This is a genomic window from Mucilaginibacter sp., assembly GCF_965225845.1.
GTDB lineage: Bacteria > Bacteroidota > Bacteroidia > Sphingobacteriales > Sphingobacteriaceae > Mucilaginibacter.
In genome coordinates, this window is sequence record NZ_CBDDBL010000002.1 from 589139 (window position 1) to 606905 (window position 17767).

Genomic DNA, 17767 nt, shown 5'->3' on the forward strand with positions numbered 1-17767 from the left:
ATATTTGATGCAGACGTTTTAAAGGCGTATATAATTTCTCTTATGGTGCAAGGGTAACATGTCTGATTCTGGTTCAGAAGATCGTGGTTCGAATCCATGTAAGAGAACAAAATAGAACTATTATAATATAGTAGCCATTAACGCTTCCTACACCACTTGTTAATACATTATTAGTAATATGTATGATAAATTGAATTTGGTAGATGATAAAAGCAAATCACAGCTTTTACATGATAGTTGAAGGTCAGCATGCCTTTATTGACTACAGGAAGGTTGACAATACTTATTCTTTGATACATACTGAAGTGCCCGAAGCATTACAGGGCCGGGGCATTGCAAGTGCTCTTGTGGAAAAGACTTTTAAATATCTTGAAGAAAACAATTTCAAGATGCGCCCTTATTGCGCTTATATCCAAGCCTATTTGAAGAAAAAGCCAGAGTGGAAACGTTTAATAGATAAACAGTAAACTTATTGAGATATTAGTTTAATAATCTGATTATTTTTATTCAATTTTTTTAATAAATAAAAAAGGCGCATTTCTATGCGCCTTTTTTATTTAAATTTCGACTTTCGGAGTCTCCGTGATCCCGCTGGGACTCGAACCCAGGACCCCAACATTAAAAGTGTTATGCTCTACCGGCTGAGCTACGGAATCTACTTTTATCGCTTCCGATTAAAGTGGTGCAAATATAGGACTATTAGCCATTGCATGCAAGCGTTATTTAAATTTATTTACAAGTAAATAATAAGCGCTTCATTGTCAACTTTCTATGGCTTATAAATGGCAATTTTACCGCCATTGCCTGCCAATAAAATTAATTTGCCGTGTTTTGCTTTACGACAAACGTTAAAACTTGTAGTATCAAACTTTGTCCAGGTTAAGCCACCATCGATACTTAAATTTGAACCGGGTGTGCCTGTAGCCAATAATGTATTATAATTTATATACTCTACACATGATTGATAGCCGGCCGGCATTATGTTAGCTAAGTGCCATATCTGTCCGCCATCATTAGAGTAACATGCTGTGGAATCAATCTTTTTATCATGTTGGTAATCACCGCCTACAACTACCATATTTTGACCGTTTATGGCAATTGAAAATGCACCTTCACTTGCCTGTCCCTTATATACCGGAACCTGATGATGTATCCAACCTCCATATTGATTAGGTATATCAACTTCAGCAGCTGAACCTCCGGTAGCAATAACCATATTGTCATTTATAACACGCAGGCATGTGCTGCTTGCCGCAAAGGCTGCTTCTCCTGTTAAGGCAACAGGATTGTTTTTGTAATTATTCCATGATTCACCAGCATCTTTGGTTTCCAGCAACAAAAATCTGTTTTTTATAGGGTCGCCTAAAATATAGCCAAGCTTAGAATTTGCGAACACCATTGCGTCTAAAAAATAAGCAGAGTCAGTATTTTTATATTTAAGTTGCCAGTTTATACCGCCATCTGTAGTTTTTAGTATAGCGGCTGGCGTGCCGGAACTCATAATAATTGCTTCTTTATCTGAGAAAGCCTCTATACTTCTAAAGTCTGAAGTTTCATAACCTTTTACTTGCTGCCAGGCCCAGGTTTGCCCGCCGTTTAACGTAACAGCTACATATCCTTTACTACCGCTTATCCAGGCTGTTTTGTCATCTACAACGCTAAGGCCTCTTATACTTGTTTGTTTGCCTTGTTGCAACAAGGTAATATGTTGCGCTTTTAGGGTAGATAAACTGAAAAGCAATAGTAATAGTATTGCTAATTTAATTTGTTTAACTGGCATAACTGGTTTATAATTCCTGCCAAATTAAGCCTTCATCTATCAATTTACAAATCATCAGTAATAATTATATTTTTGAAGCCGCTTTTTAACCGAAAAAAGTATATTTGCAACCTGTATAAGTTAAGTTCGGAAGGGCTAAATTTATACATGAATGCCCGGATGGCGAAATTGGTAAACGTTGCGGTCTCAGAAGCCGTTGAGAATTGTCTCTTGAGAGTTCGAGTCTCTCTTCGGGCACATTTGTTAAAAATAGAAAGTCTTTAGTAAAGCTCAAAATAATTTAATTCTGAACTTAAACTAAAGACTTTCAATGTATTAGGCCCGGGTGGCGAAATTGGTAGACGCACCATCTTGAGGGGGTGGCATTCGTAAGGATGTACGAGTTCGAATCTCGTTCCGGGCACATTACCCTCAAATAAATAAAAATTCAATAACTTCAGCCCAATGTTAAAACCCGGCATAACCCGTTTTTTACTCGCGGCATTTGTGATATTCTTTCATATCAGTAAATTTTTTTTCCTGGGTCGGTTTGCTGTTTGCAGTTTTTTTATTTTGAGTGGATACTGGATAACCCTAATGTACGAAAAGAAATACGCGCATAAAATTAGGCCGTTAAAAGTGTTTTATATTAGCAGGATTTGGCGGTTATTTCCGGTTTTTTATACATTTACAATTATTGGTTATATAGTTTGGTGGTTGACAGATAGTAGCGTTTATACACAAATAATCAATTTACACGGATTGGATAATGTTGTATTTTGGTTATCTAACAGTATCTTGTTCACCTATTATAGTTTTCCAAAAGTTAATATTCTGGTGCCCGCTTGGTCATTAGATATTGAATTGCAGTTTTATATATTGTTCCCCTTGCTTTTTTATATTAGTTATAAAAACTATAAGAGGCTTAACTATTTTTTTCTGATATTGTTAATATCATCCATCTATTTGTCAATAAGTTATTCAAACGTGTGGGTGAAAAACTCAATCCTTGTTTATCTCTATTTATTTATATTAGGAATGATTATCTATTTCAGGAATATTCAATTTAAGCCGATGACTGAAATGATTAGTATCGGAATTGCTTTAGTTGTAATAGCGTTGCAATATGTTTTTCCATATTCTATTAGACACTATAAAGATGAAGCTTCAATTTATTACATTTTATTGAGTTTTATTTTAGTGGCTTTATTTGTACCTACATTAGCAAATTCCGTAAAAAAAGCATCTGATAAGAATGATAGATTTTGGGGCGAAATGTCATTTCTTATCTATTTATCCCATTGGGTTTGGATAAAACCTTATGGAATCCTTTCGGCAGGCACATCTGCACTGGTGCACATGTGTTATTTATTCGTTTTTTTTTGCAGCTACAATATTATCATCTTTTATTATATATAAGTTGATCGATAGGCCTATGGAAAAACTCCGCCACCAATGGATCAGCAAACAGCCTTAACTATTTAAGCAGCAGTTTTAGCAATATTTTGATAGTACCATTCCAATAAATAAACCCCATCGCTCCAGGTTAACTTGCCGTCGGCTGCAACCTGTGCAATTAATATTGAAATGTTATGCAGGAAGGCATTTTGAATATCGCCATCTAAACCTTGTAATACTTTTATGGCACAAGCAGTAATTTGTGCCGGATCGGTAAGGCTTCCGCAGCTGTCTGCTAATTTCAACTCTGTTAAAACTTCGGGTATTTTGGCACGAAGCAATGTTACAATGTCTTCGCCAATTCCATCCGGTATAATTGCAGATAGGATGTCTGCTTCGGGGCTGTCGACAAAGGTTTTGATACTTTCGGTTACTGTAACGCCTATGTGTATAGCGGTTTTTAATTCTGATGGAAAACCATCGAACAAGTCTTTAATTCCTGCCCATATTTTTGTTAGAAATGTTGTTAAACTCATGATTTTAATGTTAGTTGTTTGTATTTTATTTCCTGTAATTGTTGCTGGAGGATATTTACTTCACTTTCCAGCACTTTAAGCCTGATCTCGTTTACGCGATCAGTTGTTTCCTGTTTATTGCGGAGCTGCGACATGTCATTTTTTAGGTTGAAGTAAGTTGTCATTACAGATGCAACTATGCTTGCAGTACTCACCACCGTTACAATTATGTTTTTAATCGTGATGCCCTTTAGTTCCTGGTGTTCGATCGCTGTCATTTAGGTATAATTTATTAATCGTTTTTGCCAAACCTTACCCCATTCGGCAAATCCTGCATCTTGCCGGTAACTGGCCTCGCGTTCTGCATTGATCTCGGAGTTCAATAATTTAGGTGGTAACGCATTAAATGCGTCTAAGGTGGCAGGGCCAATTTTTTTGTCGGTAAGTAAAGGCTTAATACCTGATTGAGCTGAGAACATAACGTAATTGCAAGCGACTTGCATGAATTTTCTCGCCATGCCTTCGCCCTGGTTAACCGAGCAATCGAACAGGTTATCGGCTAATTGCTGATCGTTCACATGATCCAGGCTAATTGTATCCCAATAGTTTGTTTTATAAAAACGCTCTATATTGTTTTGCAGCAACAGGTTTTGAGCCAGCAACAGGTTCATTTTGGCAATATTTAGTCCCGGGTTGTTCTTTTTAATCGGATCGATTATTTGCCATCCGTCCCATTTTGGATTTGCGCCGCGATCAATACCACGATAAGTTTCTTTTTCGCCTATTCCGGGGTTATAACCACCCTCATTACCGAGGATGGTTATTTTATAGGCTTTGATAAAATCAGCCATAAATTAATTATTTATCGGATTTTTGATAGATGCCGGAGTAAAGAAATTTTTACTGATGTAAGCTACTCCTGCACCTAATGCAACCGTGCCTATAAGTTGCCAGTTAAAATTGAGTGAGCCCGCTTGTAAACTGGTTTGAATTGTGGCAATTACAGCGCTGCCTATTGCTACAATTAATCCCTTTGCAAGGTCCTTTAGGTCAATGCGGTATAGATCTGATGTTTTCATGTTTTTATAGTTTTATATTTATTATTGATTATTGAGGAAAATATTGTTGCGCTTTTGCATATTTGAGAATGCAGATATTAAACCTGATTCACTAAATGTTAAGCCGGATCAAAACGTTTAGGAGCAAACTATTTTCTGATATCACAAGTGTCCCCGAAATACTTCAAACTGCGCATTTGCCCGGGTTAGATGGTTTGCGTGGAGTGGTTATGGTTATACTTAGCCATACATTTATGCATACTGCTTATACCAAATGGTTTACCGGCAGTATAGGTGTATGGATTTTTTTGTAATAAGCGGGTTTTTAATAACCACTTTACTCATTAAAGAAAAAATAAGTACCGGCCGTATATTATTAAAAATGTTTTACTTACGGGCGGGTGTTTAGGATTATACCTTTAGCTTATTTATTATTGTAGTAGCTATACTTAACCATTACCAGCATTTAGGTATAAAGCTTATCTCATTTACTTCAGCGGCGTTACTTATACAAAATATACCGCTACACGGGTTTTACAACTGGTACTTTGAGCATTTTTGGAGCTTATCTGTAGAAGAACAGTTCTACCCGGTTTTTCCTTTTTTATTGGTTTATGATGGCCTGGCAAAGTAATCACGTATTACACGTAATTATTTTTATAATTATAAACCTGTACCACTTATTGGAAAATAGGGTATTAGTTTACATTGGTGTATTATCTTACAACTTATATATATGGCAGCAATTGTTCGATAATGATCAAAATTGGCTCGTGCATACGAACTCAAAATGGATACACTTATTGATAATATTTATAACAGCCAACGCATCTATTATCTTTACGAACGCTTTTTCTTAAAAAATCAAAAAGCGATTTATAGTTAAGATGTAAAGATTAGGTGATATGAAATTTAAACTTTTCAAATAAAATTGACTGAAATTTGGGTTGAGTTTTTTTGGTCTAAACGATCCAATTCTTTACCATTGAGATCGTAAATTTTTGCGTTCATATTTTTAAGAACATTAAAGACATATTGCGGATCTCCAATCCCATTAAAACCTAATTCATGTAATTCTATTACAAATGTGAAGCTACTGACATTATTAACGTTTTTAAGTTCTTTTATAATTTGAGTTTCGTAACCTTCTATATCAATTTTAACAAGAGTATTTATTCCTTTAAATTCATTTAAAACATTTGATAACTTTATAATATTTACTTTATCGCCTACGTCAGAGATATGACCTGTAACTGAACCAGTGGAATCAAATACTATTTCTCCATCATAGTTTCCGATAGCAGAATTTATTACTACACATCTGTCCGAAATTTTGTTACATGCCAATGACTTTTTAAGTAATTTGACTGCCTGTTTATTAGGATCAATAGCAATAGATTTTATAGTCTTATTGTTTAGCAATGTACCTATCGTCATCACTCCAATGTTACTTCCTATGTCTATAAAAACATCATGATTTTTTGAAGTTTTATGAATGTAGTTTTGTATATCAATATCAAAATTATTATAATTCCTATCACTAGTCCATGCCCAAGAATGTTCAACTGCATTCAAGTATATATTGCCATTATAAAACTTTTGTTTTATATCCATTTTTTTAGCTATTTTTTTAGCTATTTGTCTACAGAATTTGAATTTATGCAAAAAATTGATAATTTTCATTAAGTGTTTTAATATATAACAATTATAACGAATTGTTAGAAGGATTTTATAACATAATTCAATGAAGTAAGATCAGTAACCATATTTATTGGTTTTCCATGGTTGTTGTTATTGCTCATATCTCTTATGCCCAAAAGCACATTACTGCCGTCTTGTAAATTTGAAAGTCCGACATTTCAAATTACTCAAATTTATACCATACAATTAATTTATCAGTTCTTAAAGGATAGGATCTACAACCATTATTCCAACTTTGGATTATATCTGAATCAGATAATGTTTCTGAATAAATTCGAAATTCATCAGTAAGTCCTGTGGCATAAACATTTTGAGTTGTTGAAGCAAAAAGGTTGAATAATTCAAATAAACTGTTATAAGGAGTCGTTAATATACTGGCTGAAGAAGTCGCCTTTCCGAATACATTGCCATTTAAATAGCCTTGAGCGATTCCCTTCTCTAAGTCAATGGTAATAGCTATATAATTCCTAATTCCGTTAACCAACGGTGTTAATGTCAGAAAAGATATAATTGCTCCAGCGGTTTGCCGAGTTATGAAAAAACTATTAATTATAATTTGGGCTCTAATCTCTGAACCATTGCCCTCTCCATTACTGGTTGGATAATTATCGTTGTACTGTAGCCACCCCTCATTATATTGAAGTGTATTGTCGAAATTATCCAAAACTCAAAACTCATTTGATGAGGTAATGTTTTGTGTGTAAGATGATGACAGGCTGCCGGAGCCTATGCAATCGGTGTCGGTATCGTATAGATAGATCTTGTAGGGTGTGTTTTGGTTCATAGTTTTTAGTTGGTAGTTCATAGGTCATGATTGATATTGCATGAGCTATTGGTATTCTGATATCTGATTTGACGGCCTGTCTTTCGATGGCTTAATATGCCGATTGGCATAATTCAAAGGTCGGTATAAGTTTTTAATAAAGTACTGACACTATTTTGTCAGTAAGATTGGTTTTTTGGATCCACCGATTTATTTTTTGGCCTTAACCAATTTAAGTTGGTTACAATGGTGGGGTTTTGGTTTAATTCAAAGATCGGTATAATGTTTTGAATTAGTACTGACACTATTTTGTCAGTAACATTTTGTTTTTTTGATTTCACCGATTTTGGTGTGATTATACCGATGATGGTTTGGTTTATTCAAAGATCGGAATAAGTTTTAATAAAGTACTGACACTATTTTGTCAGTAATTTATATGCGGGGACAAAGCCGATAGTTGCTTGAGAATAAGGTTATAATTACTCACCCAATTATGCTTCATTGTTCGCCTCTCTATGCCTTGAAGAAAGATCTGCTAAAATCCTTACCTTATCGGCCTCAAGATCCTGTTCCAGCGAATATTGCTGATGATACCCTTGTTTGGATCAGTGCTGAACCAGGTGATTATCGCTTTGCCAATAATATGATCTTCCGGCACGTAACCCCAGAAACGTGAATCTAAGGAATCGTGGCGGTTGTCGCCCATCATCCAGTAGTAATTCATTTTAAAGGTGTAGGTAGTTGCTTTTTGTCCGTTTAAAGTAAAGCCGCCATTTGTTTTGCCTAATCGGTTGTGTTCATATTGTTCTATAGCCGTACTGTATAATGCTATGGTTGAATCATTCAGCGGAATGGTCATGCCTTTTTTAGGTAAAACCAGCGGACCGAAATTATCAATGTTCCATTTAAATTTTGGATTGTGCGGGAAAACTTCTTCATCGCGCTGACCAGCCGGGGCAACTACAGGGGTAATGCTTTTTATGTTGGAATAACTTTTAAGCGTAGTTAGGTTATCAACCGGGATGATCATTTCATAAGCATTAGCTGCCGATTGGTTAACTATTGTAATGTTAAGATCTTGGAATATTTGCGGGTTAAACTCCTGCCCGTCGGTTATTACAGTGTATGATGTTTGTGCTTTTGGAGCATTCGGTTCCGGTTTGCCATTGATGTACACCTGTGCGTTTACAATGCTCAAAGTATCACCGGAAACTGCCTGGCAGCGTTTAATCAATGTAGTTTGCTGATCTATCGGTGTGCCTGTTTCTGATGGTTTATTAAAAACTACCACATCGCCCTTTTTTACCGATGTAAAACCCGGCAAACGGAAATAGGGCAATTGTACGCCGCTCCAGTAAGTTTTAGCACCATACATTTCGGGCTCGGTAAACGGAATAGAAAACAGCGTGATTGGCATACGTGCGCCGTAGCTGAACTTGCTTACAAAAAGGTAATCGCCGGTTAGCTCGGTGCCTTCCATTGATCCTGAGGGAATTGCATAGGCTGAAAACAATAACCCACGGATAATAGTAGCTGCTACAAAAGCGAAAATTAAGGCATCTATCCACTCACGGGTTTTTGATTTTTTAACTTTTGGTTGGGTTTTATTGTTTTTAGAGAAGAATTTCCAATTCATGATAAAACAAGTTTATCACTTTAGATTGAAACGGGCAAATCTTGTTACAAAATTATCAGTTTTAGTTTTCCTCAAAGCTGTTTAACGCGCGCCAGATGGTGCGTTCATCCTTCCTGAATTTTAAACCCGCCTCCAGTACAGCCTGACTTTTGCTGAGGTTACGGGTTTTGATCTGTGCCTGGATCCAAAGATAAATCTCACGATAAATAAATACCTTAGTTGTAATAAACCCGGCTTTGTACATGGCGGAGAAAGTGCCTTCGTCGAATAATGAGTTTGCAGTTTGAATATTCATTTTTTTTAGTAGCAAGTATTTAGTAGCAAGTATTAAGTATCGAGTATCAAGTAGTTAGTATTTGGGACGGTATCAAGAGCTAAATACAAAGAGCCAGGGAAAAGTCTTGATACTATGTACTAGCTACTTAATACTGTTAAAGGTTTACCCTGTTGATGGTTTGGGCGAGTATATTTTGCTGGTTGTTGATGTCTTTAACATCTACATAAACAGGAGGGAAGTTGTTTACCATCTGGTAGGCTATAGAGTTGGCCAGGTTTTTATTATCCGTCACGGGCTGATTGTAGTAACGGTTGGCATCGCCGCCATCAGTAAATATTCCACCTACGGCAAAGGCTCGCCCGCTTGTACTTGTTGAAAAATCACGACCGCCAAAACCAACGTTGATGGCACTTACCAGGTTACGCGCCCATGGATCGCGCATGGCTTCGGACACCACGATCCCTTCGCCGGAGCGTAGGTAGGCGTTAGTATTATCGGTGCGGCTGTAACCGGGTAGCACGCCACCACGCCCGTCGGAGGTATAATGCAAACCTCCTTTGGCATAGGCAGGTGGTTTTTGTGATGCTATTTTGGCAATTTCAACAGCAGTTTCGGCTATAATTCCCGGTATTACCAATGGCGCTAAAGTACCTGTTTGGGATGTAGCTTTGGTTACTGCCAAGGCGCCGTTTATTACTGCCTGCGCTATTGAAGCTTCCTGTTCTTCTTTGAATGCTTGTTTTTTTACGGCATCCTCCTGCTTTTTGTATTTGGTTTGTATGGCCAATCGTTGTGCCGAGGTAAGGCTGCTATTATTTAATTCGGCATCTTTATCTTTTTCAAGTGCAGCTATTTTTGCTTCGGATTGTTGCTTGATGCTGTTTTGCAAAATTGAAAATGTTGTCGACGATACTTGTTGGGCTGTTTGTATCTCAAAGTTTTTTAGGTCATCTGCGTTCTTTTTCTTTTTTTTATCATCGTCACAATCGCAGGTGTCACTATCGGATATTGGCTTGACGGCGCTTCCTGAAATGTTAGCCGGGCCGATAATGTTATTTTGTAAATTATCAGTAGATTGTCGAGATTGATCTGTACCCGATGCCCAGCTTAGCGAATTTGTCCCGTTCGCCGGTGCTAAAATATCTTTTGACCTTTTGTGTAGTTTTTCTAATTGTTTCAGCTGCTTTTTAGTGTTATCTACAACTTTTTTGCCGTATCCCTTTATGTTTTTTTCGCTTTGTGCCGCCATTTGGGTACCCTTTTGGTAAGCGTCCCCCATCGCTTTTACAGTTCCCTTTAAACCTTTAACCGTCTCTTTATATGCACCGGCAATTTTACCGGTGGCATTGGTAACACCCGTTGCAGCTTGTATGGCGCCATCGGTCACTTTTTTAAAATCAAGATGTAAAAGCCCATCCAAAATAGTTGCAAAGGCGGTAAAGCGGTTGATAATATTTTCCTCCACCATTTTGCCTAGTGATTCAATAGTATCTATGGGGTGAGAAAAAGCATTTATTATCGTATCCATAAAGGAATGGATAAAGGTTTCCACTTTGTTCACTACTACGCCAATTGCTGAAATGGCTCCCTGCAGCACTTTTGAACCTGTTGATGTTTTTATAAAATAATCAAACATCATTTGCAATACCTGTAATAAAAAATCAAAGCCATCAGCTTTCAGTGCTTCACCAACGCCGGTTAAACCGTCTTTCATAACTGAAAGACCTGTTTTCATGGCGTTAAATCCTTTCGCTGCATCCTGTAAACTCGGCCCGAAAATGCCTGATACATCTTTGACCTCATCAAATGATGTTTTTAAATGATCTATGGTAGCCTTATGTAAATCAAATGCTGCCCGGCTTTGGTCAACATTTGTGATTTGTTGCGCAAAGGATGCACCGGTGGTGTTTAAATCGCTTGTTAATTGTTGGGCTGCTTGTGCACTTTTAGCCATATTGGCTGATTGTCCCTTGATCGCATCTGAAGCCGTATCTATACTGTTTCCCTGTTGTTTTAAGGTTTGGCCAAGTGTTGTTAACCTGGTGTTTAATTCCGCAGCTTTTGCTGAACTATCACTTGTTGCCTTTGCATGTTTTTGTTGTTGCGAAGAAATTGAGGAAAAGGCAGCACTGCCATTTTTTGCAGAATTGCTTAAGCCATTTAATGCCGATGTATGATCAGCCAACTGCTTACTTGCAGTTTGTAATGCCTTTTGATAAGCATCAATTTTAGTACTCAATCCTTCGTAGCTTGCTGAGTTTTGCTGCCCTGCTTTTGTTGTGCAAGTAACCCGTTGATAGTTTTATTTAAGGTACTGATATTTTGTTCAATATCGCTTGTATCCGATGTTACCTGTATGGTAATATTTTTATTTAAATCATCTGCCATGTTAAAATTCATTATTATGTATAATATGCCATTTGGCATATTTGTATTTTAAAAATAAGCTCGTATAACGAGCTTATTCAAGTGATTAATAATCGCTTTTGTCTTTACTTTTTTGTTTATCAATAGCTTGTGAAAATAATGCCGCGTCTTGATAAACAAGTTTCACAGTTAAAGTCAGATCTTCTTTTTCTATTGAAGCATTGATAGCGTTATCATTCGACGCTTCCCAATAAGTATTAAACTCTGCTGCGCCTAATACCAAAGCACCTTGTTCATGTCCATCCCCTTCAACATAAGGAGCAGTAAATTTCTTTGTGCTCTCACCTTTACCATAAATGTCATTTAAATCGCTAACTAAACTGTTGTAATATTCAATAGCATGATTATTATCAGCAGGTGTGAAGGTAAAATCGGCTTCAAAAGCTTTATTATCTACAAACCGAACAAAAAAGATCTCTGTTTCCCTATGTCCTAAACTAACATTGTCAAATGCAATATTATCAGCGTCTCCGTTAGTGTTTACTTTTCCCCCACGTGCTTTAATTGCTGCTATAACTGCAGCTTTAGTGCTGCCAAATTTAATTCCTAAAAATCCATCAATAGGTTTTGTTGTTTTGTCTGTTTGTGAAAACCCTAAGATTGGTAACAATAATAATGCGATGAGTAAGATTTTTTTCATTTTGTAATAAAGTTTAATACCGTAAAAATAATAACTAAAATATATTTTGCAAAAAATATTAGCAAAATATTATTTCCGTTAGTTTATCCTAACAGTACCAACTCCACTTTGCAGGGTTGCCCTTTTCGCCAGCTATCAATTTTATTAATGTAAAAATAAGCTTTGTGTTGGGCTAAATAAATGGGTATCAATAAGTCAAGCTCGCAAATATCGCGTGGCGACAGCAAGAAATACCGTACGATCACTTTTGTGTTTTGTAATATTTTTTGCAGCTCCGTATAGTACTTTGTTTTTAGTCCTGGCAATTTTGTGTTAACTGAATTGCCGGCAGATGTGCCAGTTGCTGGCAAATACCAGCCCCATAATTTTGCCTGTGAGGCCACGGGCATATACTTTCCAAAGCTCTTCGTCGGCTTCCTTCAATAGTTCGATTTTATCACGTTCGGGTTGTGTCAGAAAAGGGTTATGGCGATGGTCGGAGATGATCAGTTCCACATTATTTTTGCCGATCAAATGTTCATGCACCCAAAAGTGACTGTTGGGATTATAATCAATAAATACACGTTTGCGGGTGCGTAGCGATAGCTCATTATAAATATCGTAAGTAATCCCATTGGCCTCGTTAATAAACAAATAGTCCCTTTTACCAGACTTAGCGTCCTGCGCATCCGTATAGCTTTTAAATTCTATGATCGTTCCGTTATGAAACTCGAATACGCGGTCGGTTTTATTATAATTTTTGATCATTGCTTTTAGGTGTTCGGAATTATTATATATGTTCAGGGCATCGCGCAATGCACCGGCTTTTAGGTTCGGGATATCCTGCCCAACAATGGTGATCACCTGCTTGTGGTTCTCGCTGGCAAGGCAGAACAGTACCTGCTCAATAGCATAGGTTTTGCCGGAGCTTGTACCGCCTTGGTTGATGACCACCTGGGCAGTGGCGTTGTAGTTTTGTTTGAAAAGTATGGTTGAGGTCAAGGTTAAAGGTTAAAGGTTAAAGGTTAAAGGTTAAAGGTTAAAGGTTATGATTGGTATGTAGATTGGCATTGTTCGATTCTGTTTCTTATATAATAACTTCCTTTTCATTTGTAACTGGTTTAGGCCCGGATTCAATTATTTTTATACTAAGTGTTTTTAACGCGGTGGTTTCTTCGGGTTTTTTGGCTTCGGGTTTTTCATTCCAACCCATGCTTTTCAGCGCGAAGATGGCGCCGCTGGTGGAGTGCTGATGCAATCTGCTTTCATATACGGCCTGTATACGCAGGCAGCCACGTTTCAATATATCGGCAAACTTGCCTCGTCGCATACAGTTGTCAAAAACCTCGCGGCTGCTAAAACCGAGGAATAAGGCAAGTCCGCTGATAGTGGCCAGTTCAGGTTCGCGCTCGCATACTTTGGTGCGGGTTGGTTTGCCGCCTTCTGTTTTGGGCGCGACTTTGGTCATGCGGTATTTTCCTTTTATATGGATAAAATATTCGTCGATACGTGATGCAAGTTCAACAGGTGTGAACTTTGGGTATTTGGCTTTCATAAGGCTTATGATAAAAATGCCGATTGGCATAATAGATATTCAAAGATAACTAAAATAATTAGTATTGCAAAGCAATTTTCAAAAAATATTAAAATGGAAATTTATGAGGGTAATTATCAGTTTTCTGGCTGATTTTTTGATGTAATAATACTGTAACGTTAAATATTTGTTAAAAGTTACAAAGAAATAATTTCTGCACAACCATTTTAACTAAATTCACGTATAATTATAAACAAAGGGTTATCATCTGCTATGGGTCATAAAAGGTTTACTAAAATTGTCATCGTACTATTTCTGCTACTCTGTGGCGTAATCGTATCATGCCAGAAAGACCAGGAAGTTAGCGACACGTCTTCGAGTAAATCTGACAGCACTTTTACCGCCCCTGATAACTATCTTGCTGTAAAAGGCACATTAAAAATTACCCTGCCTGATACTACTTATAGCTTTGATGCTTCAACTGATTCTATTGCCTTTGTAAATGTACACAATGGCAATAACCAGTATTTTGGTATTACAGCCATCAATAAAGCACATAATATGAGCTTCGGCATCAGCAGCGGGGGCTATGCCCTGAGCAATATCACCACCGATGTAGCAGGCAGCCAGTTCATCCTGCAACAATCAGGAAGCAAGCCGGTTAATCAATATGCACTTGTGAACTCCACAGGTGTACAGGATTACGGAAAGATCAGCCTTGGCGCTTACAAACAGGATAGCACATTGGCCAAGGGAACATTTTACACTTACCTGGTTAAATCTGGCATAAACTCAACTCCCGTTAAAGTTAAAGGTACTTTTAGTTTGCAACTAAAATAGGGAGCGGGTGTTCAGAGCGGGAACGAAGTGCCTTTCCATTGATCAAACAGCGGGACGTTTTCCATAATTAATTAAGCTTCACTACCTAATCTCTTATCTCCGTTGCTTAATCTCAAGCAATAGTAACGTTAAAGTAAAAAAGCGTTTTAGCTCGGTTTATTAATGCCACCGATAGCCCGAATGCGGCGTTTTTTGTGTATCTTTGAGAAATTTTAAAACATTGATGAAAGTATTTATTGCAGGCTTGCCACTTGAAGTGGATGAGGCCGAGTTAACAGCTGTGTTTGGTGATTTTGGGCCGGTTAAGTCCCTCAGGATCATTAAAGACCGCGAGACAAAAGAGAGTAAGGGTTTTGGATTTGTGGAGATGGTGAACGAGGATGAAGCTAAAGAAGCTATCAGGTGCATGAATGGCGCCAGCTACTATGGCCGTCGTATTACTGTAAACGTTGCCGAAGACAAAGGTTTTAATGGCGGTGGCGGTAAAGGTGGCTTTAGGCACAATTAATCGCTGCTGATAAAATATTTATTCTTTTTCAAAGCCGGGCAGATGCCCGGCTTTTTGCGTTTAACCGGTTTCGCAAACGAAAGTTTGATAAACAACAAAGCCCCGAATATCGGGGCCTTGCTTTTTTATAGGTAGATAGAGAATTGGATTATCTTGGCGTAGAATCCGGAACTTTGTTAGGTGTTGCTGTATCATCAGGAACATCCTCTTTAGCCGGTTTCTTAAACTCGAGCTTACCAAATTTATAGTTTAAGCTTATACCAAATGAACGGAACGGAACCTCGCGCGTGCTGGTTTGGTAAGAGTTACCTGTATTGGTAGTGGTAGTTTGCGCAATGTAGCTGGCAAACGGATTGGCAGCTGTTATGCCGATGCTTGCCGTTTTTTTCCAAAACTGTTTACGTACCGCGAAGTTGTAAAACGAGAACGCCGGGCTTTCACCTTGTATTGTGCGTTGCGATGAACGGTAGTTGCCAAATACCTCGGCAGCAAAGCTTGGAGCAAACTCGTAAGATGCATTCAGGTTAAGGCGGTAGGCGAAACCGCTAACTCTTGTAGGGTCACCGGGGTTTAACGGATCAAACGGATTTTTCGAGATCCTGTCGGCAAAATAGTTGTTAGACCGCAACGTAAGTTTACCGGCCGGGATCGAGAAGTAAAGATTCACACCTTCGTTTGTTTCTGAACCGATGTTGGCACGGGTTGTTAACTCTACGTCGGTATAATCAGTACCGTTAACCGGTAATATTGAGTAAAAAGTGGTTAGTGACTGAATATCATTAGTATTATACCTGTAAAATGCAGATACATATAAGCTTGGGCCGTTGTTAAACGATTTATTGTAACCCAGCTCATAGTTATGTCCATATTCAGGTTTCAGGTTCGGATCGCCGGTGCTGATATTATGTGGGTCAGAAACATTATAAAAAGGATCTACATCGCTATATTCCGGGCGTTGCAAACGGTAGCTGTAACTGAATTTTACTGACTCATCGTCGCTCAGTTTATGCTGTAATACAAATGATGGCGCTAAGATCCCGTATCCAGGTACGTTGGTACCTGGAAAGCTTGAGCTTGTTGTAGTATACTCATAACGTAAACCAGCCATACCGTTTATAAAATCATGAAAGAGCGAAAATGTGGTTGAGGCATAATAGGCATAGATCTGCCTGTTATAACCGAAATTATAAGTTTGGGCAGGGTCAGAGGTGATGTTACCATTATTTAGTAAGGTATCAGTAATGACACTATTGCTGATGTCTTCAATAGTAGCTTTTGCACCTGTTTGAAACAGGAAATTTTTGCTGAATGGATATTTGTAATCCAGGGATATATCAGTTTCCCTGTCGGTACCAGGGTTGGTACTCATTGAACCTGAAGTTGGCGTATTTCCATCTAAATAAACTGTTTGCTGAGAAGCATAGTTATAATTACTCCCAAGGCTCGTATTTACCAGGAAATCAAGTTCCTCATCTTTCTTATCGAAAGATTTCTTGTACCCTAAACTAAAGTCGCTCGAGTTAGCATGGAAATTGCTTGAAGAGGAAAGCGTACTCAATTGATCCTGCAAAATATCGTTTGATATCCCGGTTTTTATTAGCTCCTGGTTTGTTGTGCCCACGCTGGTGTTGCCAAAATGATTATAGCTGAATGATGCCGTTAACTGGTCCTTTTTAGTTACATCCCATTGAAAATTAATTCCTGATTGATAACCGCTCCTTTTAAAGGCGCTGGATCCATTTTGCAGCTGGTCAGTTTTATTGCCTAAAGAGTCTGTCGATCTTGTTTCAGAATGATTAAGCGTTGTGGTGTTGATACGCTCATTACCATTAAAAAACGCACCTACGCCAAAATTTCCTTTTTTGGCGTTAAGGTTAAAAGATCCGTTCTCTAACCTTGTACCTGCTGACAGGTTAACCGAACCGTTTACACCCTGAACATTACTTTGCTTTAAAATAATATTGATGATGCCGCCGGTGCCGGTCGCATCGTACTGAGCGCCCGGGTTAGTGATCACCTCGATGCTTTGGATCTGGCTGGCAGGGATAGATTGCAAAGCCTCGGTAAGGCTTGATCCGAAGATACTTGATGGCTTGCCATTGATCAGGAAACGGATATTGGTGTTACCCAATAACTCAACGTTACCATCTATATCCACTGATATTTGCGGTACTTTTTGCAATACGTCAATAGCCATACCGCCTTGAGCAGTAAGATCGTTTTGCGGGTTGTAAACCATCCTGTCAATTTTATTTTCAACAGTTGGGCGTTTGGCTGTTACCACAACGTCCTGCAGTTGGTTTTGGCTAGGCGCGAGCGCTACATTTCCTAATGACACCGAAGGCGCTGCATCGGTAATTGATACGTTAAGTGTTTTTGCCTGGTAACCTATAAATTCAACTTTTACGGTATAACCGCCCGCAGCCAGGCCAGCAAGAACAAAATTTCCCTTATCATCAGTTACTACACCATTGAATGGGGCGGTAGCACCTTGTTTAAAAAGGCTTACAGTAGCATAGTTAATTATTTGCTTGGTAGCAGCATCGGTAACTTTACCGGATATTTTGCCTTTATTTTGCGCATTTACAGAAAATGCAAAAACGATTAGGCAGAATGATAGTGCAATAGTACGCATGAGGGCTGTTTTAAATGTTTTGCCGCAAAGGTGCAACTTAAACTCTGAAGAAATCTTGTTTATAATATATATGTTACAATGTAATAGGTTTAATACT

At 38.0% G+C, this 17767-nt stretch carries 21 protein-coding genes and 3 tRNA genes; 7 read left to right on the forward strand and 17 right to left on the reverse strand.

Going from position 1 to position 17767, the window contains the following annotated elements; all coding sequences use genetic code 11:
* The first annotated feature begins 203 nt into the window (after positions 1-203).
* Positions 204-467 carry a GNAT family N-acetyltransferase gene (locus ACYZ0U_RS06505; RefSeq protein WP_461451057.1) on the forward strand — a complete coding sequence of 88 codons (264 nt, stop codon included), beginning with the start codon at positions 204-206 and terminating at the stop codon, positions 465-467.
* A 116-nt stretch (positions 468-583) separates the two neighbouring features.
* Here the strand turns inward: ACYZ0U_RS06505 and ACYZ0U_RS06510 are convergent.
* Both ACYZ0U_RS06510 and ACYZ0U_RS06515 read right to left on the reverse strand, forming a co-directional pair.
* Positions 584-656, reverse strand: a tRNA-Lys gene (locus ACYZ0U_RS06510).
* 113 nt (positions 657-769) lie between these two features.
* On the reverse strand, positions 770-1780 hold the full coding sequence (locus ACYZ0U_RS06515) for a YCF48-related protein (protein ID WP_461451060.1): 1011 nt from the start codon (positions 1778-1780) through the stop codon (positions 770-772).
* A gap of 153 nt (positions 1781-1933) precedes the next feature.
* Here ACYZ0U_RS06515 and ACYZ0U_RS06520 point away from each other — a divergent pair.
* The 3 genes from ACYZ0U_RS06520 (at position 1934) to ACYZ0U_RS06530 (ending at position 3178) form a co-directional block, all read left to right on the forward strand.
* Positions 1934-2017, forward strand: a tRNA-Leu gene (locus ACYZ0U_RS06520).
* A gap of 82 nt (positions 2018-2099) precedes the next feature.
* Positions 2100-2183: transfer RNA gene (locus ACYZ0U_RS06525), tRNA-Leu, on the forward strand.
* A 41-nt stretch (positions 2184-2224) separates the two neighbouring features.
* Positions 2225-3178: an acyltransferase family protein gene (locus tag ACYZ0U_RS06530; RefSeq protein WP_461451062.1), complete on the forward strand. Its 954-nt coding sequence runs from the start codon at positions 2225-2227 to the stop codon at positions 3176-3178.
* 62 nt (positions 3179-3240) lie between these two features.
* Here the strand turns inward: ACYZ0U_RS06530 and ACYZ0U_RS06535 are convergent, their stop codons facing one another.
* The 4 genes from ACYZ0U_RS06535 to ACYZ0U_RS06550 are packed head-to-tail and all read right to left on the reverse strand — an operon-like array spanning position 3241 to position 4751.
* Positions 3241-3693, reverse strand: a complete 453-nt coding sequence (locus tag ACYZ0U_RS06535; protein WP_461451064.1) for a hypothetical protein — start codon at positions 3691-3693, stop codon at positions 3241-3243.
* Entirely contained in the window at positions 3690-3950 is a 261-nt protein-coding gene (locus tag ACYZ0U_RS06540) for a hypothetical protein (protein ID WP_461451066.1), read from the reverse strand. The genes ACYZ0U_RS06535 and ACYZ0U_RS06540 overlap by 4 nt, the downstream gene beginning before the upstream one ends.
* Complete coding sequence (locus ACYZ0U_RS06545) at positions 3951-4523, reverse strand: glycosyl hydrolase 108 family protein (RefSeq protein ID WP_461451068.1); 573 nt, start codon at positions 4521-4523, stop codon at positions 3951-3953. It lies immediately after the preceding gene.
* 3 nt (positions 4524-4526) lie between these two features.
* Entirely contained in the window at positions 4527-4751 is a 225-nt protein-coding gene (locus ACYZ0U_RS06550) for a hypothetical protein (protein WP_461451070.1), read from the reverse strand.
* Positions 4752-4846: 95 nt separating this feature from the next.
* Here ACYZ0U_RS06550 and ACYZ0U_RS06555 point away from each other — a divergent pair, with 95 nt between their 5' ends.
* Entirely contained in the window at positions 4847-5044 is a 198-nt protein-coding gene (locus tag ACYZ0U_RS06555) for a hypothetical protein (RefSeq protein WP_461451072.1), read from the forward strand.
* 607 nt (positions 5045-5651) lie between these two features.
* Here ACYZ0U_RS06555 and ACYZ0U_RS06560 read toward each other — a convergent pair.
* The 10 genes from ACYZ0U_RS06560 to ACYZ0U_RS06605 all read right to left on the reverse strand — a co-directional run bounded on the left by ACYZ0U_RS06560 (position 5652) and on the right by ACYZ0U_RS06605 (position 13708).
* A complete protein-coding gene (locus ACYZ0U_RS06560) occupies positions 5652-6413 on the reverse strand; it encodes an FkbM family methyltransferase (RefSeq protein WP_461451074.1) in 762 nt (253 codons plus the stop codon).
* A 181-nt stretch (positions 6414-6594) separates the two neighbouring features.
* Positions 6595-7095: a LamG-like jellyroll fold domain-containing protein gene (locus ACYZ0U_RS06565; protein WP_461451076.1), complete on the reverse strand. Its 501-nt coding sequence runs from the start codon at positions 7093-7095 to the stop codon at positions 6595-6597.
* Positions 7096-7098: 3 nt separating this feature from the next.
* Positions 7099-7236 (reverse strand): hypothetical protein, encoded by a 138-nt coding sequence (locus tag ACYZ0U_RS06570; protein ID WP_461451078.1) that lies wholly within the window; start codon positions 7234-7236, stop codon positions 7099-7101.
* A gap of 502 nt (positions 7237-7738) precedes the next feature.
* A complete protein-coding gene (gene lepB / locus ACYZ0U_RS06575) occupies positions 7739-8830 on the reverse strand; it encodes a signal peptidase I (protein WP_461451080.1) in 1092 nt (363 codons plus the stop codon).
* 61 nt (positions 8831-8891) lie between these two features.
* Positions 8892-9125 carry a hypothetical protein gene (locus ACYZ0U_RS06580; RefSeq protein WP_461451082.1) on the reverse strand — a complete coding sequence of 78 codons (234 nt, stop codon included), beginning with the start codon at positions 9123-9125 and terminating at the stop codon, positions 8892-8894.
* Between the two features lie 136 nt (positions 9126-9261).
* Entirely contained in the window at positions 9262-11346 is a 2085-nt protein-coding gene (locus ACYZ0U_RS06585) for a hypothetical protein (RefSeq protein ID WP_461451084.1), read from the reverse strand.
* Positions 11343-11495, reverse strand: coding sequence for a hypothetical protein (locus ACYZ0U_RS06590; RefSeq protein ID WP_461451086.1), 153 nt, complete (start codon positions 11493-11495; stop codon positions 11343-11345). The genes ACYZ0U_RS06585 and ACYZ0U_RS06590 overlap by 4 nt, the downstream gene beginning before the upstream one ends.
* A gap of 85 nt (positions 11496-11580) precedes the next feature.
* Positions 11581-12174, reverse strand: coding sequence for a hypothetical protein (locus ACYZ0U_RS06595; protein ID WP_461451088.1), 594 nt, complete (start codon positions 12172-12174; stop codon positions 11581-11583).
* A 312-nt stretch (positions 12175-12486) separates the two neighbouring features.
* On the reverse strand, positions 12487-13155 hold the full coding sequence (locus ACYZ0U_RS06600) for a phage terminase large subunit (RefSeq protein WP_461451090.1): 669 nt from the start codon (positions 13153-13155) through the stop codon (positions 12487-12489).
* An 85-nt stretch (positions 13156-13240) separates the two neighbouring features.
* Complete coding sequence (locus ACYZ0U_RS06605) at positions 13241-13708, reverse strand: terminase small subunit (protein ID WP_461451092.1); 468 nt, start codon at positions 13706-13708, stop codon at positions 13241-13243.
* A gap of 252 nt (positions 13709-13960) precedes the next feature.
* Between ACYZ0U_RS06605 and ACYZ0U_RS06610 the strand changes: the two genes are divergently transcribed.
* Together ACYZ0U_RS06610 and ACYZ0U_RS06615 are read left to right on the forward strand one after the other, a co-directional pair.
* Positions 13961-14527 (forward strand): hypothetical protein, encoded by a 567-nt coding sequence (locus tag ACYZ0U_RS06610; RefSeq protein WP_461451094.1) that lies wholly within the window; start codon positions 13961-13963, stop codon positions 14525-14527.
* A gap of 223 nt (positions 14528-14750) precedes the next feature.
* Positions 14751-15035 carry an RNA recognition motif domain-containing protein gene (locus ACYZ0U_RS06615; RefSeq protein WP_461451096.1) on the forward strand — a complete coding sequence of 95 codons (285 nt, stop codon included), beginning with the start codon at positions 14751-14753 and terminating at the stop codon, positions 15033-15035.
* 148 nt (positions 15036-15183) lie between these two features.
* On the opposite strand, the gene ACYZ0U_RS06620 is transcribed toward ACYZ0U_RS06615, so the two are convergent.
* Complete coding sequence (locus tag ACYZ0U_RS06620; RefSeq protein WP_461451098.1) at positions 15184-17670, reverse strand: TonB-dependent receptor; 2487 nt, start codon at positions 17668-17670, stop codon at positions 15184-15186.
* Between the last annotated feature and the right edge of the window lie 97 nt (positions 17671-17767).